Below are 19,674 nucleotides of genomic sequence, written 5' to 3' on the forward strand. Positions count from 1 at the left end.
TGGCAAGTTTTTTGCATTTAAAGCCCTTAAATTCAAAGATTATTAACTTTTTTAATATAAAAGTTTTTACAATACGAGATAGATAGAGGGGGATAAATAATGGAAGCCATCGTCTTAGCTGCTGGATATTCCAGCCGAGCGAATGCATTCAAAATGAATTTGCCGCTGGGGCAAATGAGCGTGTTGGAGCATACGATCTCTAAATTTGAAGGATTATGCAGCAGAGTTATCGTCGTAGCTGGGTTTAAAATGGAGCTCATTCAAGAGGAAATGGCAAAAATCTGCAATAAAAATGCCTTTTCATTTCAGATAAAGGTTGTTAATAATGAAAACTTTAACCAGGGAATGTTTACTTCCATTCAAAGGGGCTGCAAAGAAATAATGGCTCCAACCTTTTTTATAACACCTGGAGATTGTCCGCTTGTAAAAAAAGAAACCGTTCAGCTAATTTCAAAACGCAAAGGGAATGTAGTTATTCCCAGCTTTCATTATAAAGGTGGTCACCCTATCAAATTATCAAGCGAAGTGAAACAAAAAATTCTCGAAACCAATTCAGAAAGTAATTTACGTGTTGTTCTAGAAGGTTTCGAAAAGGAATACCTTAATGTAGATGACCCGGGAGTAATTATGGATGTCGATACGCCAGAGGATTACCAAAAAGCCATTGATTATCATAAAGTTTAAATTTCTCCATATTTTTTTCGTTATATCAACGCAGCTTTATTCGATCAGCTTTCCGGGTCGAATCAAGCTGCATTTTTATTGTTGTTTATTTGGAGACCGCACAAGCACTTCCAAGTGAGTGCATGAAGCAGAAATTAACTAGCAAGTTAAATTAAAATACTTAGTCAAAAAATCTTACATAAATAGGTAAAGTTTTCCGGAATAAGAATATAATTAAATACAATAAATTCTTGAATAGTCATAAACTAACATTCTCATTTATAGAATCATAGGAAAAGGTTTTTATTCATAATATGTCGTCTATATAAATGAGTCGAAAGGTGTTGTTGCAATGAATCTAAAGGACATAAGCACTTCAGTACCCAAAAAAGACCATAAAGGGAAAGTATCTGGCCAGTTGGCCTATATTAGTGACGTGAAAGTAGAAAATATGGTTTATGGCGTTTTGTATCGCTCGCCAATTGCTTATGGAAAAATCATATCTATTCAATTACCAAACTTTCCGGACGGATATGAAGCTGTAGGTGCAGAGCATATCCCCGGACCGAATTATGTCAAAATTATTAAAGAAGATCAACCCATTTTTGCTAATGAGTGGGTCAATTATATTGGTGAGCCGATTCTCATGCTCACTGGAAAAGACCTGAATATCCTGTACCGTTTGTTAAATGAAGTGAAGATTGAATTAGAAGAACATCACGCTATCTATACATTGGACGAAGCAATCAAGCAAAAATCAGCATCCGGGGTTACTATGGCAAGCTATGAATTCGGGGAAAGCTTAGCGAATATTTCAGCGATTGAGCAGGGAGCACATCAAATCATCGAAGAAGAATATGATACGGGTTATCAGGAGCATGTCTATCTTGAGCCGCAAGGTATGCTCGCCATTTATAAAGATGATGAAATTGTCGTCCAAGGATCGATGCAATGTCTTTATTATATAAAAAATGCATTGCTAAGCGCATTAGCCTGTGGTGACGATGAAGTTAGAGTTGTTCAAAGTCCTACCGGCGGAGGTTTTGGCGGCAAAGAAGATTATCCTTCGATGATGGCTTGTCACGCAGCCGTTGCTGCAAAAGCAGTCAAAAAATCGGTGATGCTCGTGTTCGACCGTTCTGAGGATATGGAGGTTACGACGAAAAGGCATCCTGCCAAACTCAACTATCGGACAGCCCTTGATAAGGAAGGAAATATTTTGAGTATGTGTGTTGACATTTTTCTTGATGGCGGTGCGAATGCGGGATTGAGCTCTGTCGTGCTGCAGCGCGCATTAATAAACAGTGCAGGTGTTTATAACATTCCGCATTTTCATGTAAAAGGCTATGTCTTAAAAACCAATACAGTTCCGAATGGTGCCTTCAGAGGCTTTGGTGCTCCACAAAGCTTTGCCGGAATTGAAAGTCATATTGGACATCTTAGTAAACTGGCAAACATCGAACCACTTGAATATAAACGAAAATACCTTGTCAAACAAGGAGACCCCACCATCACCAAAGGAAAATTTCGAGATCCAATATTAATGGAAGAAATGATTGAGGACTTACTCAACGTGTCAGATTATAAAAAGAAAAAAGCGGCGTTTCATCGTTTCAATCAGCAAAATCAGCGCTTTAAAAAAGGCATTGGAACTTCACTGTTCCTCCACGGATGTGGATTTACGGGCAGCGGCGAAAGAGATCATATTAAGGCAACGGTGAAGCTGGTTAAATCAAAGGACGACAAAGTATCGCTAAAAATCTCAAACTCTGATATGGGACAAGGCATTTTGACGACGCTGTGCAAAATTGTCGCTAAAGAACTAGACCTCCCGTACGAAGAAATATTGTACCCTTATCCAGATACAAAAGAGGTTCCCGACTCCGGTCCGACAGTAGCCTCCAGGACGACAATGATCGTGGGAAAATTGCTTGAACGTGCGGCAAAAAAACTTAAATCTCAGTGGCAAATAGGTGTCGAACAGGAAGTAGTTGAGAACTATGTTCACCGTGAAATGATTCCATGGGACGAGAAAACCTTCACCGGAGATGCCTACCCGGCTTATTCATGGGGCGTTAATATCGTTGAAGTAGAAGTTGATCGGTTAACAGGAAATGTAAAGTTGGAAAACGTATACGGAAATTATGAAGTTGGGAAGGTCATCGATGAACGGATTATGAAAGGCCAAATTGACGGTGGTTTAGCTCAAGGATTAGCGTACGGTTATCTAGAAAAGATGACGTCAAAGCAAGGCAGAATCCAGCAAAAAAGTATATCAGATTATGGGCCCCCGACTTCATTGGACGTTGTTTCAATCGAAAGCAAGGTCTTTGATAATCCCTATGCTGATGGTCCATACGGAGCGAAAGGGGCAGGTGAATTGACTTTAATCGGCGGCGCTCCGGCAGTTCAAGCAGCAATTGAGGATGCACTGCAAACTTCTTTTCAGCAAATACCAATTACACCAGAAGTCATTATTGAAAGTTTTTGTGTGAGAGAAGGTGAAGAGGTTGATTAAATTTACACTTAATGGAAGAACAGTAGAAACTGATGCCCCAGCTACAGCAAGATTACTAGATTTAATAAGAGATGAGTTTGAGTTAATCGGAACAAAGGAAGGCTGTGGTGAAGGGGAATGCGGAGCCTGCAGTGTTTTTGTTAATAACCTTCTGCAAAACAGCTGCCTTATTCCAATTGGCTCAATTGATGGAGCTAATATTCAAACGATTGAAGGGATCATGGAAACGGAACAGTTTAAGATTTTAGATGAGAGCTATTCCATTGCCGGAGCAGTACAATGTGGTTATTGCATTCCTGGAATGGTTATGGCAAGTGCAGCTTTATTATCCCAAAACCCTCATCCTTCAGAGACTGACATCCGTGAAGGTATTTCCGGAAATCTGTGCCGATGTACGGGCTACAATATGATTGTAGATGCTATAAATAAAGCAGCTAAAAAAGGGGACGGCTTATGGCAGAAAAAATAACCGCGTATCGCTTCGATCGTTTAGACCAAACGCTGAGCCAATTAAATAAAGAAAATTGTTTGATCATTGCCGGAGGCACCGATGTCATGGTCCTTCATAAAAGTCGAAGGGGAGTCCCCCCGAAAATCCCAAAACCGATTGTTTTTATTGATCACCTTTCTGAGCTAAAGCGAGTGTATCAAAATCATAAGGATCTCCACATCGGTGCCTGCTGTACCTACAGCGATTTACTTGAAGACCCGTTCATTCCAATCCCATTAAAGAATGCAATCAAAACAATTGCGGCACCGGCAATTAGAAACAGAGGGACATTGGGAGGAAATATTTGCAACGCTTCTCCAGCTGGAGACACACTGCCATTGCTATATGTATACAATGCAAAACTTTTGCTGCGCTCCGTTCATGGTGATCGTGTAGTAGCTATCAGCGATTTTATTCAAGGTCCACGAAGGGTTCAACGCCATCACAATGAAATATTGGTTGAAATTATCTTGCCATCCGTAGTAGAGGAAGATTCTCGTGTCGTTTTTGAGAAAGTCGGCAACCGCAACGCAGATGCAATTGCCAAAGTATCGTTTGCAGGATTTATCCGGGTAAATGATGCTCAAATCGAGGATGTTCGCTTTTCATTTGGGGCGGTCGGACCTACTATTGTTCGTTCCATTGATATTGAGAAGAAGTTGCTTGGAAAAACCATACCATTAGCAGATGGAGACATCACTCAGATTGTGGCGGCCTTCGATAAAATCATTAAACCAATTGATGATCAGCGCTCTACTGCTCTATACAGAAAAACCGTTGCCTTAAATCTTTTACGTTATTTTCTTAGCATGAAGCAATATCAATCGAATGAATGTTTTTAAATTAAGGGGGAGCTATTCATGCTGCTGATGGAAAAAGTGGCCAAGCTGACACGTCAAAACGAAACCTTTGCTTTAGCCATGATTATTGAATCAAAAGGCTCGACTCCCAGCCATGTTGGAAAAATGATTGTATACCGTGATGGTACGATTGAAGGAACTGTTGGCGGGGGCTTGGCTGAACACTATATTATCGAAGAGAGTATAAAGGCAATCCAAAAAGGTCAATCGAAAATTGTTGAATACAAATTGAATAAACATGCAAAAGACGGAATTCAAATGAATTGTGGCGGTACGTTGCGGGTGTTTATTGAAGTCTATACAAGCAGGCCAGAACTTGTTCTGGCTGGTGCCGGTCATTTAGGCTATGCGTTGGCAAAGCTTGCTGATTTTCTTGAATATCCTTATTGCGTTGTCGATGATCGGATTGGTTACTGCACGAAGGAACGCTTTCCTAATGCATCCGACCTTTTTGTAAATGAGGATATTGGAAAGGCAATGCTTGAAGCCAACCTCAATGAGAAGTCTTATGTAGTGATTGTAACAAAAGATCGTGATGATATTGTATTAAAAACGGCACTTCAATTTCCAATCGCATACGTTGGGATGGTCGCCAGCAAGCGCAAGGTCATAAACATATTTGAAAAATTAAAAAGTGAAGGAGTCACACAAGAACAGCTGGAGCAAGTTCACTCTCCAATCGGTTTGGAAATTGGCTCGGAAACAACAGAAGAAATTGCAATCAGCATTATCGGGGAAATCATCAAACGAAGCAGGGAAAACAAGCCTATAAAAGTGAAACAATTAAACTAATAGGTAAAAAGAAGAAACAGTGGGATAAGCACTTGTTAAGGTTGATATATAACCTTAAGTTTTAATACTTGAAAAGAACTTTATATAACTATTCAGAAAAATAAAGAAGAAAATTTACATAGAGCACTCACTTTTTAGTGGGTGTTTTTTCTATTTTCACCAATATATAAATCTGAAAAGCTCCTGTACGGAGTACAAGAGCTTTATTATGATTATTTATTTTCAACTTACATATAATCGTATACAGAATCTTCAAAATAGAGCCAGTGAAAGTATTCAATCTGCGGATCTGTCATTTCAGAAAGTTCTTTTTGATTGAATTTTTGTTTTTCTAATAAATCTTTTACTTTAGTTTCTCTTGCTAATTGGCTCATTGTTATGTCCTCCTTATATATAAGAAGTAACGTTGTAGTTACAATCTTGTAAGCGTTTCCTTCATTTTCTTGTTTTTATTATACATCTCAAAATCAGATGAAACAAATATCAATTTGAGATTATTTTTCAAAAACTAATATGGAAAAGTTATTTCTTGTTATTTGCGTGTAGATGCAATTTTTCCTACCTCCTCCATGATGTAAGGGGGTAGGACCATTGCTGAAAAATAGAGTTTTGCTGCGAGAATCAAATCTCTGTATGAGTCATACGATTTCATCTATTAGACAAATATTAGTTTTTATAACGGTTTGTTAACAGAAGTTAACAGTCTATTTACAAATAAGTGAATTTCTGATGGTTCGACATATTTCTTTAATTCACTTGTTATAATGGCATTGATTTAGAAGGAAAGGTGTTGACAACTGCTAAATTGAAATAAATGTAAACGCTTTAATTTTCACAAATTTCCCTGATTCCCTAGTGTTTTTTCGATCAGCATTAAGCAGCAAGCAGCCTTACTACTTTATAAAAAAGGACTTGGATTTATTTTAATAAAATCCTAGATAATACGATACCAGGAGGATTCATGATGGAGATTTTCCTTTATATTTGTACATATCTATTGGGTACGCTTGCTCTAGGCTGGCTGATTACAATCGCTTTTAATCTGTTTATTGAATAGGTAATCGCTAAATAATAGGATGATAGCTGAAAAAATATGAGAGAAGGGATGAAATGTTTTAATAGCCCCAGAAATAATAAACGGAGAATCTAGAAAAAGAGAAATGTGACGAATTTGTTAAAACATACTTGACAGCTACAGCCAGATGATCCATGAAACAGCTAATTCATTTTGAATGTGTTCGTTCTTAAAGATTCTTTAATCGTACTATCCAGGGAGGAATTGATGTGTGGATTTTAACCCTTTTTTTACAAGACAGCATCAAAATGTTTGAGTATGACAATAAGGATGAGGCTAGAGCCGAGTTTGAAAAAGCAGATGATTGTAAGATTCTCTCTGAGATCATCCATTTTAAGGACTTTGAAAAAAGAGGAAAGATAAAAACAAGCGAAGTCAGAAATCCTCCTTGGAAACGGTAAGAAGAAACAATCAGAAACATACTTAATGTTAAAGTGGAAAATGATAATAGTAATTTTATAAGGAGGTTAAATAATGATGAAAGATAATGGTGATCAAATTAACGAGGGCTTAAATCAAATACTTGAAATCATCAATGCAAAAGGGGATACAGGTGAATTAAATAAAATAGTGGAAAGGTCCAGCAACGACCTCGATCAGGACATGGATGATGTTATTACTAAATAAATCTCTTAGCAGGAAAGTTAAAATCGAAGTAAATGAAGACAACATCAAAAAGATTATATTGAGTTAGCATATTAATTACCCATTAAAGGCGAACTTCCACTTTGGATGTTTGCCTTATCTTGTTTTGCTAATTGACGTGATGTTTTTTCTTATTCAATTAGCAGGTACTTTCTTTAAATCTTTGGCAGCCAAAATTGCAGCCATTTTTTATTTTGAGAACGAAGCAGAGGTGAGTTGATCTAGAAGGAATTTTTATTTTCGTGAAGAATACCTTCATCTAAATAAAATTGTTTAGACAAAATATGAATTGGAGGGTGTCCTGAAAGTATGGGTAATGGACGCCCTCGCTCATATTATTACAACAATCATCACTCTTATGATGTTATTGTTAAGATTGAAGTAATCTTCCAGCTTAATGGAAAGAGATAGTCTAGCTCCGAACAGTCTTTTTTCGTTTATAAATGTTCCGTTCGTGTAGTGCCAGACACTAAATTCAATGATTTCCTTGAAGTAAGGCTTTTATTCTAAATGCAAGGCGTAATCGAAGTGTTTCATCAGGTTCTTTTAGACTTCTTCCTATTATTTCTTCACATTTTTCTAAACGATAGATGATGGTATTGCGGTGTACATATAAACGTTTTGCTGCTTCGGAAATTTGGCAATGTGATTCTAAATAGACAGATAAAGTATGGAGCAGATCTTGATAATCTTTTTTTGATTCATTGGCAAATGCTTGAAACGTATCTGTATAAAATTTTTTTAATTGGTCGATAGGAACCATACGTAAGATTTCCGTGACTTCCTTTGGTTGATAAATTTCAATAAATTGTTTTTTACCCAACATATTCCCATAGTAAAGTGCATCTCTTGCCTCTTTATAGGAGATCGGAACTTGCTTAAGTTGTTCGGCGTAGTTGCTAATCCCAAATGAAATGTTCGCGCGGAAGTGGGTATGAAGCTTTGATTGAATATTTGTTAACAAAGAAAGGAAAGATTGTTCAATGTTTTTCCAAGTGTCATTCAGCTCCAATAGAAATATATAGGAATGATCGATCGTAAATATATGCACGGTTTGATGAAAGGATTGGATTTCAAATTCAATCGCTTCGTAAATGAGCTCATTTTCAGACTGACTTCGCAAATAGGAGATGGTTTTCTCTTCATCCACAATATCACCAACTGTACATATATACCTTTGTTCGTTGTTTAAACCAAATTCTCTTCCACGGCTAATGACTTCTTCATATGTAGAAAATGTCCCATTAATAAAGTTCGTAAAAAACTCATTTTGAAGACGTCTTGAATGTTGTTTTAACGCATTTTCTTTCATTAGTTCAAATGCAATGACATTGGACGCTTGCTCAACAGTTAATATGGTTGAACGGTTGGATGGGGGAATAAACCCTAAGACAGCTAGATAGCTGGACTGTTCATTATGTGTGTAAACTGGGAAAAGTGTAACCGTCTCTCTCGTCTCATTTACCATGGAGAAGCTGGACATAGTTGCTTTTGGAAAATGAAAGGAATACCCATTTACAAGCATTTTTTCCAGGTTATCGATCGAGGTGTTCTTCACCTGATTTCGAACTGGACGTAAATGTGAATTTAACAAGACAACAGGAAATTTAATAAGAGAGGATAAACGTTCAACAATCTTATCGATTCCTTGTCCACTTATCACGTATTTTGTGAAAAGCTGGTGAGTTTGCATAGCATGATGCAATTCATTTGTACGAACATCAAGAATATAACTCAAGGATTGATTGACAATATCTCCTAACGAAGTATGAACAGGCAGTTCAATTAGTGGAAAATCAAGTTCATTTGCAAGTGTAATAGCCGCTTCTGGTATTTCTTCTAAGAATCGCTTTGTTTTAATGCCTAATCCTGAACATCCTTGTTTCTCCATTTCTCTAATGAGGATTAATAAGGAATCAAGATCATCTTTGAAATGAAACGCAGTTGTAATAAGTAAATCATTTTTCTTTAAAAAATGAATAATATCTGGTGCATCCATCATATTAACTGTATGGACTTCACGTTCAATCCCCTGATTTCCTGCTGTTAAAGTTGCTCCTTCAAAAACCGGAAGATTTAGTAAATCATTTAATTTCATTCATTCTCTCTCCCTTTGTTAGGATAATTAACAGATTTCTTTTCATTTTAATCAAAATTTTAGTTAGTTTAAACAATAAAACAGGAAAATGTTCTACATTTATGTGAATGATTTTCATGGTAAAATTTTTTACAATTGTTTATATTACTTATCATGTTAAAAAATATACCATTATCAGGAGGAAATTCACAAGAAAAACTAAAGGGGGATTACGTTGATTATAAGTGAAAACAAATCACTTGCCTTATTTGATCAAATCGAAGAAATGGTGGAGTGGTTAGCTTCATATGGAAAAAGTAAAAGAAACGGTGTCACACGCACATTGTATTCTGCGAATTGGCAATCGGCTCAGCAAGCTCTAAAAAAACGCATGGAAAAGATCGGTCTCCAAGCCTATTATGATGATGTTGGAAATTTATTTGGAAGATTATCGGCTGCTAATGAAGATGCCTCTACTATTTTAACAGGCTCGCATATTGATACAGTGATAGATGGCGGTAAGTATGATGGAGCATATGGTGTGATAGCGGGGATCATTGCTTTACAATTTTTATATGAACATTATGGGCTACCGAAGAAAAATCTTGAAGTGGTCTCTTTATGTGAGGAAGAGGGAAGTCGTTTTCCTATGACATACTGGGGATCTGGCAGTATTACTGGCGTGAAATCCTTAAAAGATGTTCAAGGACTGACTGATTCACAAGGTATTCCTTTTATAGAGGCGATGCAAGAAGCAGGGTTTGGGAAAGGAAACTATCGAAATCCTATGCGGACCGACCTTGCTTCTTTTATTGAACTACACATTGAACAAGGCGAAGTTTTAGAACGAGAAGAAAAATCAATCGGCATTGTGAGCCATATCGTAGGACAGAGAAGATACCACGTTACCGTGATCGGTGAAAGCAATCATGCAGGAACAACACCTATGGCTTGGCGGAAAGATGCGATGTACACGGCAGCTGAACTCATTCAATATCTTATCCAGAAAGCGAAAGAAACGTCTCCGGATTTAGTAGTGACGGTCGGACAAATATTCACGGAGCCAAATCTTTCAAATGTCATCCCGGGAAAGACAATGTTTAGTATTGATATTCGCCATTGTGAAGAACATGTTCTTGACGAGTTCTGCCGTGACGTATTTACTCAATTCGAATCGATTGCAAACAAACATCAAACACAAGTAACGATTCATAATTGGATGAATGAAAAACCAGTAGAAATGTCTGAAAGCTTGATTGAAATCTCAGAAGCGATCTTAACGAGTGAACAAATGCCTTACAAAAAAATGACGAGTGGTGCAGGTCATGACTCACAAATTTTCGGGACATTTTGTCCGACATCGTTATTATTTGTACCAAGCCATAAAGGAATTAGCCATTCGCCAAATGAGTTTACGAGAACAGAAGATTTAGAAAATGGAATCCAACTATTAATCAAGATTTTGTATAAATTAGCGTATTAAGGAGGCTACCAGTATGAATGCATTTCAAGAAATGAATTCACCATTACGTACAATTATGACACCAGGTCCTGTTGAAGTCGATCCAAGAGTGTTGCGTGCGATGAGCACGCCGATACTAGGACAGTTTGATCCAGCATTTACAAACATGATGAATGAAACAATGGAGATGCTTCGTCAAGTATTTCAAACAAAAAATCAGTGGGCATTTCCGATTGATGGAACATCTAGAGCAGGGATTGAGGCGGTACTTAGTAGTGTCATAAAGCCGGGAGATAAAGTGTTGATACCTATTTTCGGAAGATTCGGTCATTTGTTAACAGAAATTGCCGGGCGAAATGGAGCGGAAATTCATATCATCGAATGTGAGTGGGGCAAAGTATTCGACCAAAACGTGATCATCGCAGAAATGGAAAGAGTGAAACCGAAAGTACTTGCGATTGTTCATGGTGAAACATCAACAGGCTGTATGCAGCCATTGGATCAGATTGGACCTGCATGCCGCAAACAGGACGTATTATGTATCGTGGATGCCGTTGCAACGATTGGCGGAACAGAAGTGAAAGTCGATGAATGGAAATTAGATGCCGTCATTGGCGGGACGCAAAAATGTTTATCAGTCCCTTCTGGCATGGCGCCGATTACGTATAATGACCGGATTGAAAAAGTTGTTGCTGGTAGAAAAAAAGTAGAAAGAGGGATTTCCACCGAAGCTGATCAGTCAGATGTTAGCGAACCGATCCGCAGCAATTATTTTGACTTAAGCCAGCTCCAGGATTATTGGGGACCGAGAAGATTAAATCACCATACTGAAGCAACATCCATGCTGTATGCTTTGCGAGAAGGTGTCCGCATTGTATTACAAGAAGGTCTGAAAGAAAGATTCGAAAGGCATCGTTTCCATGAAAAAGCACTAGTAGAAGGAATCAAGGCGATGGGATTAGAATTATTTAATGAAGTCCCATGGAAACTGCCGATGGTTACATGTGTAAAAATTCCTGAAGGTGTTGATGGGGAGTCGGTAAGATCGATGCTGCTACATCAATTTGGGATCGAGATTGCAAGCTCGTTCGGACCACTTCATGGGAAGATTTGGCGAATCGGGACGATGGGCTACAGCTGCCGAAAAGAAAATATCCTGTTTGTGTTAGCAGCTCTTGAAGCTGTATTGATTCGTCACCAAGCACAGGTAAAAACAGGGCAAGCGTTGCAAGCTGCGCTGAACGTATATGAAACAACAAATTTAGTGATGAAATAAATGGACCTTTTGTAACACAACGTTAGCAATGACTGTGGGTAGAGTTTTTGACTCTTTCAAGATTGGGGAAATTCTCAATGAGGGTGGAAAACTGTCCGTAAAAATCTGATAAGTCTCGCTAGATAGAAGGTGAATGTATGACGAAACGAATTAAACTGCATCATTGGATTGCCGGGTTACAGTGGCTCTTTTTTCTGTTCACAAATACAGTAGTCATTCCAATTACAGTAGGGGCTGCTTTCCACCTTCCTCAGGAAAAAATGATCTCATTACTTCAATGTTCATTTTTCTTTACTGGGGCAGCGTGTATGTTACAAGCTATGGCAGGACATAAACGATCGGTGATGGAAGGGCAATCAGGTCTGTGGTGGGCAGTTATCTTAAGTTTGTGTTATGCAGCACCTTCTCAAGGGATGTCATTAACTGAATTAGGAGGAAATCTTGCGGTCGGAATCATCATTTCTGGTGTCCTGACCATCATCATTGGATTAAGCGGGCTTTCAGCGTTTTTTTCAAAGCTGTTTACCAATGGTGTGATGGCTGTCTTTATGTTTTTATTAGGCTGTCGGTTAAATACGATTTTTCTCCAAGGGATGCTGGGAATCTCGTTTGGGGCACAAACAGGATCTTCACAAATCGATATTCCGATTTTTTTCTTATCAAGTTTTGTGGCTGTTTTCGTCATTTTGTTAAGCATAAAAGCTACACCTGTAGTCAGTAAATATTCGTTATTAATTGGAATTATGGCAGGGTGGTTCCTTTATGCGCTTTTGTTTGATACTGAAGGCATCGATGTATCAGGGAAAATAGACATTGGACTGTTCCCTTTAGGTACACCTCGCTTTGACTTAGGGATTATTCTAACGGTGGTCATTGCTGGACTTATTAACATATCCAATACATTTGGCGCTCTAAAAGGGACCGAGGAAATTTATAAAACAAAGACGACAAATAACCAATATCGTCATTCTTTTGCCATAAGCGGTCTATTTACCATCATCGCAGGATTAGCAGGGATGGTACCTTATGCTCCATATGTGTCATCAATCGGGTTTCTGAATCAAACGAAAATTTTGGAGAGGATTCCTTTTATCCTTGGTGGTGGAATGTTTATGTTAATGGGAATCATCCCAGCGATTAGTCATCTTATGGTGAAACTGCCGTTAAGTGTAGGGAGTGCTGTTTTACTTGTTGCCTATTTACGGCTATTGCAATCCTCCCTGCAATATTTTGCCCGTATCGATTTAACAACAGCTAATAGTTATCGCTTAGCGGTTCCATTATTCGTTGGGATCATTGTTATGACGTTTCCTTCGTCATATTTCGAATCGATTCCAACAATCGTACGACCATTACTTAGCAACGGACTGTTACTGGGGATTTTATTATCATTGCTTTTAGAAAATATTCATTTTAATCGATTTACACCGAAAAAACAGCGAAAAGTGTCAAAACATATGTACATGAAAGAAAGCAATGAAAGTGCTTGAAGTGGAAGAAGAAAACCCACTGTAAGAAAGTTTCACTTAAATTGGAGGTAATTGCAATGATTGATAAATGGAATGCTTACGTAAATCAACATCTACTGCTTGAACCTACTGGCACAGGTCTTCTCAATGAATTGAGCTTTTCTGTAAAAGATGTTTTTGCCATTCAAGGATATACAAATACGGCGGGTAATCCAGATTGGTTACGGACACATGATCCTGCAGACCAACATGCACCGGTCATCGCTACTCTCCTTAAGCACGGAGCAAAACTACAGGGTACGGTCCATACAGATGAACTCATGTACAGCCTGAACGGAGAGAATTTTCATTATGGTACACCTGTGAATCCGAGGGACCCCAACCGGATTCCAGGAGGGTCTTCAAGTGGTTCGGCTGTTGCTGTTTCAGCTGGTTTAGTTGATTTTGCTTTAGGAACAGATACTGGCGGGTCGGTGCGTATTCCGTCATCTTATTGCGGGATTTACGGATTTCGGCCAACACATGGAGTGGTATCGATTGATGGAGTAATTCCGTTAGCAAAAAGCTTTGATACAGTCGGATGGATGGCAAGAACTCCGAAACGATTAATGATAATAGGCGACCTCCTTATTAATGGACAGAGTACCGATGGAAGTTTCCGTCAGATTTATTTGGGGGAAGATGCATGGGGCTTGTTGGATCAAGAGTCTAAGGAAGTGTTATCTACCTTTATTCCAAAGCTGGAGAGAAACGTGAATGGTTGTGAGTGGGTACAGATTGCTGAAGAAGGATTAGCAGAATGGGCCAATACGTTCCGCATGATTCAAGGGCTGGAGATTTGGAATGAACATGGAGAGTGGATTCGAAATGAAAATCCGACATTTGGCCCGGGGATTGCAGAGCGGTTTCAATGGACGAGTACATTGAAACAGAGTGAAAGTGCACATTATTTTCAAATAAGAGAAAAAATCTCTCAAGTTATGTCAAATCTTTTAGGGGAAGAAGGACTGTTAGTCATTCCAACAGCTCCAGGACCTGCACCGTTACGAAACCTGCACGGAGAAAGGGCAGAGCTTTACCGTGCGAAGGTGATGCAATTAACTTGTATTGCTGGTTTAGCTGGTTTACCTCAAGTAACGATACCGATGGAAGTGAACGGACTACCTGTCGGCTTATCATTCATCGCGAATCGGGACAATGATCGGAATCTATTACATTGGGTGAATGATTTTTTGGAACAAATTCATGACTAGACGAGAAATGGGGGAGAGCCTGAGATGAAGTTAGCAACGGTAACAATAGAAGGAAAGGAAATGGCGGCAGTGGTCTCGGTTGATCATGTCACTCTCATCCAAACGATAAACGAATATGAGGATAAAAATTGGTCTTCTGACCTTTTTGACCTTTTACAAAATGACCAACTGTCAGAGATGGTGAGCTGGTATCAAAATGAGGGCCAGAATAAAGTACATCAATTTCCAAGCTTTCTTGCAGAAGAAGTACAATTCGCTCCGCTCTATCGGCAGCCTCGTAAAATTTGGGGTGTTGGCATGAATTATATGGAAAAGGCACTTGAGTTGTCTGGACAGCCTCCTGAAGAGGAACCCGTCATTTTTATGAAGCCAGATACAAGTTTAATAGGACCGGAGGAATCGATTAAGCTGCCTGCTCAATCGAAGGAAGTGACAGCAGAGGCAGAGCTTGCTATGATCATAGGAAAAACATGTAAAAATATTGAAGAAGCGGCGGCGCCATCATATGTTGCCGGCTTTACGACTTCATTAGATATGACGGCCAAGGATATTCATGCGAAGAATCCGCGTTATATGCAGCGCTCAAAAAGTTTTGATACATTTTTCAGCTTTGGGCCCTATCTCATCACAGCGGATGAATATGAGGATATTAAAACGATAAACGTTGAAACCATTCTAAATGGAGAAGTGGCTCATCGCAATGTTGTCGCAAATATGATGTATCAACCGTGGTACATTGTCTCCTTTTTTTCACAAATTATGACATTATCCCCTGGTGATGTCATTATGACCGGCACACCAGGATCTGTCGTCATTCGAAATGGTGATATAGTAGAATGTCAGATTAATGGTTTTAAAGCTTTGCGTAATCCAGTCTTAGGTACTCACTCTTAAGCAAAATGAGTATACGGAAAAGTCAAGTAACTGCTATTAATGACTTGTTTTTTGTTGATTAACCTTCCTATTTTATAAAAGGATTAATATTTTGTGTAAACTATCCAAACAAAAAACAGAAAATTCACAATTTTACTAATGAAAAACGAATGAAGCTATTTTAAACTAAAACACAAATATGATACTTATTAACACAAAATGTAATGAAACATAACAATCGTGGGACACTTCGTTATAGAACCTAAAAGGAAAGGATACTTAAATGAAAGGGGTTCACTCATGGAACATTTTGATTTTATTATAAAAAACGGAAATGCAGTATTGCCTAATGGAGTGAAAGAAACGGACATCGGTATTAAAGATGGGAAAATTGTTGCTATTCAAAAAGGCATCACAACTCAAGCCAAAAAGACCTGGGATGCTAAGAATCAATATATTTTTCCGGGGATGATTGATGTACATGTTCATTTCAGTGAACCGGGGAGAGACGAATGGGAAGGGTTTCATACAGGCTCGATGATGATGGCAGCAGGTGGTTGTACGACTTACTTCGATATGCCCTTAAATGGAATACCTTCCACTGTCAATGTAGAGGCCCTTGATCAAAAGGCGGAAATCGGGAATCGGAAGTCTTTCGTCGATTTTGGTTTATGGGGAGGGCTTGTACCAGGTAATGAAAAGGATCTTGAAGCGATGGCGGAATCTGGCGTTATAGGATTTAAAGCCTTTCTTTCCACAACAGGAAATAAAGAATTTGAGTCTGCTGATGATATCACATTGCTAAACGGAATGAAGATCATTGCGAAATTAGGGAAAGTGTTAGCTCTGCATTCAGAAAGTGCGCCGATTACAAATTGGTTGAAAGCAGAGAAAGAAAAAACAGGAGCATTTAGTGCGGATGATTATTTAGAAACACGTCCGATCATCGCTGAGGTTGAAGCGGTACAACGCGCCCTTTACTATGTGGAACTCACTGGATGTCCTCTGCATTTTGTCCATATAAGCTCTGCTTTAGCAATCGAAAAAATAGAACAGGCGAAGCAAAGAGGAATGGATGTTACGGTTGAAACATGTCCACATTATTTACTGTATAATCATGATCATTTAAAAGAATTGGGAAGTATCGCAAAATGTGCCCCGCCATTACGAGAAAAAGAGGAACAACAGAAATCAATTGAACTAGTCCTTGAGCAAAAATTTGATATGATTTCATCTGATCATTCCCCATGTACCTATGATTTGAAAGACCCGGCTGTTAATAACTTATTTGAAGCATGGGGGGGGATTAGCGGCGGACAGTTTTCTCTGCTTTCAATGATTGAACTGGCCATACAATATAATATACCATTTGAAACCATTGCCCAATTGACTTCTGCTGCGCCAGCAGAGAGATTCGGTCTTTCAAATCGAAAAGGAAAAATTGTCGAAGGGGCAGACGCTGATTTTGCCATTATTACAACAGAAAAATCCTTTACCGTAACAGCGGAAAATTACCTTGCAAAACATAAAGAAAGCTTATACATCGGCCATACATTTCCATGTAAAGTTGTCGGAACGTTCAACAGAGGTAAAATCGTTTATCAAGATGGAAACATAATAGCGGAGCAACCACATGGAACTTGGGTAAAACCTGAGCATTACGCATTCCTTAAATAAGGAAACGTAATAACATAATAAAACCATTCTTCCGATATCGAAGAATGGTTTTTCATGATTAAATATAAGATGTGGAATATGAAAATAGTAAGAAAAACACGACATTCTATCATGTATGAAGGATAGAATGTCGTGTTCTTTTAGCTGCCTCGATAAACTTGATAACCCCATGGGGAAATCAATAACGGGACATGGTAGTGACTTTCTAGATTCGCAATCCCAAAGCGTACAGGTACTTTTTCTAAAAAGGCCGGATTCTGCAGTTTTATGTTTTTGCTGCGAAAGTATTCACCAACATGGAAAACGAGTTCATAGGTTCCGATTTTCACCTCATTTTCAGGAATAAGGGGTTCATCTAGCCGTCCAACTGAATTTGACTCAACCGTCTTTATGAATTTCCATTCATGAGCTTCTAAAAAAAATAAATCAATTTTCACATTGCTTGCCGGTTGACCATGAGATAAATCAAGTACATGAGTTGTTAAACCTGACATAATAGGAATCTCCTTTATTCATCATAAATATGTTAAGAAAAGAAAGCAGCAGTGAGTAGCTTAGGATCTGCTCACTGCATTGTTCAAGTCACCAATAAATTCAGGCTCATTATAAGCGTAGTATTGAGCAAGAATTTCATTGCGATCATCGAGGAATAGCTGTTCAGCTACTGCTGAAACTAGTCGAGGAATCCCGAATCTCAATCCAGAAAGGGCAGCAGCTATAATTCCGCAGCTAATAAGAGCGGAATAGTTATAGGAAAATAGACCATGTAGAATCTTTTTACCTTCTTCATCTCGACTGAGAAGGGCGAACCCTGGGCTGAGATATGGGTGTGCATCAAGTATTGAATTCGCTATATCCTCTGGAGCTGTAAAACAATCACCCCAACGAGCAATATGTTTCTCAACAAGACGTAGCTCAGGGCGCAGTGCAGGATCAGTCATAAGGCCTGTACTGATAATCAGGAAGTCAAAAGTAAATGTCCCTTGAGGTGTCGTGACAACCGCACCTTCACTCGTTGCCTCGACATGAAGCCATGGTGAACCTAAGTGAAGCTGAAAACCAGGCCAAGAAGCTGCACGTTCAAAGGTGTCATTCGTAGGCGGCTGATTATGCTTAAAGAAATGGGCCATCACTGCATATTTATCATCGTCTGTTAATGAATAGAACCGTTCAATGAGACCTGATCCTTCCATCTGGCGGATTGGATTGATACGCGGCATCTCCTTCCGCCGTACAAAGACATGGGCTTCAGCGACTCCTTCACTTAGTGCGAAATTAGCATTATCAAAGGCTGAAGCACCTCCTCCTAAAATAGCAACCTTCTTACCTTTTAAAGAATGAAAATCAATGGCTTTTGAAGTATGTGCATAAAGATGCGGCGGCAGGTTTTCGGAAATCATTTGCGGGACATGCCACTGGCCGCCGCCTTGAATTCCAGTAGCCAAAATCACTTTACGCGCTAATAATGGTTCGGCTGGAGCGCCATTTCCTTCAACATGAAGCCTGTGGATGCCATTTTCTAAAGGTTCGATCAAATTTAATTTCACCTCATTTTTAACAGGTAGATTGAGAACCTTTCGGTACCATCGCAAATAGTCCATCCAATCTCCGCGAGGGATTTTATCAATCGCTTCCCAGCCTTTTTCCCCGAATTGTGCCTCCCAATAGGAACGGAAGGTAAGAGAGGGGATGCCAAGGTCAATGGAAGTTAAATGTTTAGGAGTTCGTAAGGTGACCATGCGAGCGTAGGTTTCCCACGGTCCTTCAAAACCTTCAACATTTTCATCGATCACGAGAATGTTTGATATCCGTTCCCGCAACAAACCAAAAGCTGCTCCTAATCCTCCTTGTCCACCACCAACAATAATGACATCATATACATGTCCTTCAGGGTGGCTGACAGGCTGTACCCAATCCTTTCCACCAAATGCGAGATAGGAAAGATCTCTTTTAACTTGTTCGTTTAAAGCTTCCAAACTCATAATGTTCCATCCCTTTCCTAAAAATCTTCAAATACAATATGGTAATTATTTTTCAAATGAGGGTTAGTCGCTAATTTTTTCTTCTAATCGCAACCGGGCGATTTTATAAATTTCTTTTAAGGCTGTTTGAAACTCAGTGTCTTTTTCCTGATTAATACGAGATTCCATCGCTTCATAAATTTGCTGTTTATTTTTTCCGCGTACAGCAAGGATAAAGGGGAAACCGAATTTGTCCATATATCGCTTGTTGCTGTTGATAAATTTTTCGTATTCATCGGGAGTAAGATCTTGTAATCCGGCACCTTTTTGTTCGTTTATCGAATCTGTTGTCATGGAGACTCGTTCACCTAAATTAGGATGGGCTTTGATAAGGGTAAGCTTTTCGTTCAATGATGAATTTTCAACAATGTTAACCATTTCCTGAAATAAATGATCTAATGAAGAAAACGGTTTTGCCTTTTCTGCTTTCTCCGCAATCCAAGGCGAATTCTCAAAGATTCCGCCGACAATCTCGATAAATTGCCCTTTTGAAGTATTATTTAATGTGTCAATCGTATACATG

The 19,674-nt window shown here is 38.9% G+C and carries 18 protein-coding genes; 13 read left to right on the plus strand and 5 right to left on the minus strand.

Translation table 11 applies throughout. The features are described 5' to 3' along the window. Window positions 1-99: 99 nt before the first annotated feature. The 5 genes from Q1B07_RS21650 (at window position 100) to Q1B07_RS21670 (ending at window position 5,323) form a co-directional block, all read left to right on the plus strand. The gene (locus Q1B07_RS21650; RefSeq protein WP_299833641.1) at window positions 100-684 is read left to right on the plus strand and encodes an NTP transferase domain-containing protein; all 585 of its coding nucleotides are present in this window, start codon (window positions 100-102) and stop codon (window positions 682-684) included. A 331-nt stretch (window positions 685-1,015) separates the two neighbouring features. Further along, window positions 1,016-3,181 carry a xanthine dehydrogenase family protein molybdopterin-binding subunit gene (locus tag Q1B07_RS21655; protein WP_299094091.1) on the plus strand — a complete coding sequence of 722 codons (2,166 nt, stop codon included), beginning with the start codon at window positions 1,016-1,018 and terminating at the stop codon, window positions 3,179-3,181. Beyond that, the gene (locus Q1B07_RS21660) at window positions 3,174-3,650 is read left to right on the plus strand and encodes a (2Fe-2S)-binding protein (RefSeq protein ID WP_299094093.1); all 477 of its coding nucleotides are present in this window, start codon (window positions 3,174-3,176) and stop codon (window positions 3,648-3,650) included. Before Q1B07_RS21655 ends, Q1B07_RS21660 begins: the two co-directional genes overlap by 8 nt. Then, on the plus strand, window positions 3,635-4,513 hold the full coding sequence (locus Q1B07_RS21665) for an FAD binding domain-containing protein (protein ID WP_299094095.1): 879 nt from the start codon (window positions 3,635-3,637) through the stop codon (window positions 4,511-4,513). The genes Q1B07_RS21660 and Q1B07_RS21665 overlap by 16 nt, the downstream gene beginning before the upstream one ends. Window positions 4,514-4,531: 18 nt before the next feature. Then, window positions 4,532-5,323 (plus strand): XdhC family protein, encoded by a 792-nt coding sequence (locus tag Q1B07_RS21670; RefSeq protein WP_299094096.1) that lies wholly within the window; start codon window positions 4,532-4,534, stop codon window positions 5,321-5,323. A 227-nt stretch (window positions 5,324-5,550) separates the two neighbouring features. Here the strand turns inward: Q1B07_RS21670 and Q1B07_RS21675 are convergent, their stop codons facing one another. Next, window positions 5,551-5,697: a BH0509 family protein gene (locus tag Q1B07_RS21675; RefSeq protein ID WP_299094098.1), complete on the minus strand. Its 147-nt coding sequence runs from the start codon at window positions 5,695-5,697 to the stop codon at window positions 5,551-5,553. Between the two features lie 910 nt (window positions 5,698-6,607). Between Q1B07_RS21675 and Q1B07_RS21680 the strand changes: the two genes are divergently transcribed. Both Q1B07_RS21680 and Q1B07_RS21685 read left to right on the plus strand, forming a co-directional pair. Continuing rightward, window positions 6,608-6,799, plus strand: coding sequence for a hypothetical protein (locus Q1B07_RS21680; RefSeq protein ID WP_299094100.1), 192 nt, complete (start codon window positions 6,608-6,610; stop codon window positions 6,797-6,799). Window positions 6,800-6,872: 73 nt separating this feature from the next. Further along, on the plus strand, window positions 6,873-7,025 hold the full coding sequence (locus tag Q1B07_RS21685) for a hypothetical protein (protein ID WP_299094125.1): 153 nt from the start codon (window positions 6,873-6,875) through the stop codon (window positions 7,023-7,025). 493 nt (window positions 7,026-7,518) lie between these two features. Here the strand turns inward: Q1B07_RS21685 and Q1B07_RS21690 are convergent, their stop codons facing one another. After that, a complete protein-coding gene (locus Q1B07_RS21690) occupies window positions 7,519-9,141 on the minus strand; it encodes a PucR family transcriptional regulator (protein WP_299094102.1) in 1,623 nt (540 codons plus the stop codon). Window positions 9,142-9,355: 214 nt separating this feature from the next. Here Q1B07_RS21690 and allC point away from each other — a divergent pair, with 214 nt between their 5' ends. The 6 genes from allC (at window position 9,356) to Q1B07_RS21720 (ending at window position 17,130) form a co-directional block, all read left to right on the plus strand. Then, window positions 9,356-10,603 carry an allantoate deiminase gene (gene allC, locus Q1B07_RS21695; protein ID WP_366945257.1) on the plus strand — a complete coding sequence of 416 codons (1,248 nt, stop codon included), beginning with the start codon at window positions 9,356-9,358 and terminating at the stop codon, window positions 10,601-10,603. Window positions 10,604-10,616: 13 nt separating this feature from the next. Beyond that, a complete protein-coding gene (locus Q1B07_RS21700) occupies window positions 10,617-11,858 on the plus strand; it encodes an alanine--glyoxylate aminotransferase family protein (RefSeq protein ID WP_299094103.1) in 1,242 nt (413 codons plus the stop codon). Between the two features lie 137 nt (window positions 11,859-11,995). Beyond that, window positions 11,996-13,348: a uracil/xanthine transporter gene (locus Q1B07_RS21705; protein ID WP_299094104.1), complete on the plus strand. Its 1,353-nt coding sequence runs from the start codon at window positions 11,996-11,998 to the stop codon at window positions 13,346-13,348. A gap of 56 nt (window positions 13,349-13,404) precedes the next feature. Then, entirely contained in the window at window positions 13,405-14,580 is a 1,176-nt protein-coding gene (locus tag Q1B07_RS21710; protein WP_299094106.1) for an amidase, read from the plus strand. Window positions 14,581-14,604: 24 nt separating this feature from the next. Beyond that, window positions 14,605-15,474 (plus strand): fumarylacetoacetate hydrolase family protein, encoded by an 870-nt coding sequence (locus tag Q1B07_RS21715; RefSeq protein WP_299094108.1) that lies wholly within the window; start codon window positions 14,605-14,607, stop codon window positions 15,472-15,474. A gap of 279 nt (window positions 15,475-15,753) precedes the next feature. Further along, on the plus strand, window positions 15,754-17,130 hold the full coding sequence (locus tag Q1B07_RS21720) for an allantoinase (protein ID WP_299094110.1): 1,377 nt from the start codon (window positions 15,754-15,756) through the stop codon (window positions 17,128-17,130). Between the two features lie 140 nt (window positions 17,131-17,270). Here the strand turns inward: Q1B07_RS21720 and uraH are convergent, their stop codons facing one another. The 3 genes from uraH to uraD all read right to left on the minus strand — a co-directional run bounded on the left by uraH (window position 17,271) and on the right by uraD (window position 19,673). Continuing rightward, the gene (gene uraH, locus Q1B07_RS21725) at window positions 17,271-17,624 is read right to left on the minus strand and encodes a hydroxyisourate hydrolase (protein ID WP_299094111.1); all 354 of its coding nucleotides are present in this window, start codon (window positions 17,622-17,624) and stop codon (window positions 17,271-17,273) included. Between the two features lie 60 nt (window positions 17,625-17,684). Further along, on the minus strand, window positions 17,685-19,112 hold the full coding sequence (locus Q1B07_RS21730) for an NAD(P)-binding domain-containing protein (protein WP_299094113.1): 1,428 nt from the start codon (window positions 19,110-19,112) through the stop codon (window positions 17,685-17,687). Window positions 19,113-19,175: 63 nt separating this feature from the next. Next, complete coding sequence (gene uraD, locus Q1B07_RS21735) at window positions 19,176-19,673, minus strand: 2-oxo-4-hydroxy-4-carboxy-5-ureidoimidazoline decarboxylase (protein WP_299094115.1); 498 nt, start codon at window positions 19,671-19,673, stop codon at window positions 19,176-19,178. Between the last annotated feature and the right edge of the window lies 1 nt (window position 19,674).

It is taken from the genome of uncultured Metabacillus sp. (genome assembly GCF_947503125.1).
Classification (GTDB): domain Bacteria; phylum Bacillota; class Bacilli; order Bacillales; family Bacillaceae; genus Metabacillus.

Excerpts from the sequence above, each read along its gene's own strand:
- Q1B07_RS21650 (WP_299833641.1), top strand. The coding sequence starts at position 100 with ATGGAAGCCATCGTCTTAGCTGCTGGATATTCCAGCCGAGCGAATGCA.
- Q1B07_RS21655 (WP_299094091.1), top strand. The coding sequence starts at position 1,016 with ATGAATCTAAAGGACATAAGCACTTCAGTACCCAAAAAAGACCATAAA.
- Q1B07_RS21665 (WP_299094095.1), top strand. The coding sequence starts at position 3,635 with ATGGCAGAAAAAATAACCGCGTATCGCTTCGATCGTTTAGACCAAACG.
- Q1B07_RS21670 (WP_299094096.1), top strand. The coding sequence starts at position 4,532 with ATGCTGCTGATGGAAAAAGTGGCCAAGCTGACACGTCAAAACGAAACC.
- Q1B07_RS21675 (WP_299094098.1), bottom strand. The coding sequence starts at position 5,697 with ATGAGCCAATTAGCAAGAGAAACTAAAGTAAAAGATTTATTAGAAAAA.
- Q1B07_RS21685 (WP_299094125.1), top strand. The coding sequence starts at position 6,873 with ATGATGAAAGATAATGGTGATCAAATTAACGAGGGCTTAAATCAAATA.
- Q1B07_RS21690 (WP_299094102.1), bottom strand. The coding sequence starts at position 9,141 with ATGAAATTAAATGATTTACTAAATCTTCCGGTTTTTGAAGGAGCAACT.
- Q1B07_RS21700 (WP_299094103.1), top strand. The coding sequence starts at position 10,617 with ATGAATGCATTTCAAGAAATGAATTCACCATTACGTACAATTATGACA.
- Q1B07_RS21705 (WP_299094104.1), top strand. The coding sequence starts at position 11,996 with ATGACGAAACGAATTAAACTGCATCATTGGATTGCCGGGTTACAGTGG.
- Q1B07_RS21710 (WP_299094106.1), top strand. The coding sequence starts at position 13,405 with ATGATTGATAAATGGAATGCTTACGTAAATCAACATCTACTGCTTGAA.
- Q1B07_RS21715 (WP_299094108.1), top strand. The coding sequence starts at position 14,605 with ATGAAGTTAGCAACGGTAACAATAGAAGGAAAGGAAATGGCGGCAGTG.
- Q1B07_RS21720 (WP_299094110.1), top strand. The coding sequence starts at position 15,754 with ATGGAACATTTTGATTTTATTATAAAAAACGGAAATGCAGTATTGCCT.
- uraH (WP_299094111.1), bottom strand. The coding sequence starts at position 17,624 with ATGTCAGGTTTAACAACTCATGTACTTGATTTATCTCATGGTCAACCG.
- Q1B07_RS21730 (WP_299094113.1), bottom strand. The coding sequence starts at position 19,112 with ATGAGTTTGGAAGCTTTAAACGAACAAGTTAAAAGAGATCTTTCCTAT.
- uraD (WP_299094115.1), bottom strand. The coding sequence starts at position 19,673 with ATGTATACGATTGACACATTAAATAATACTTCAAAAGGGCAATTTATC.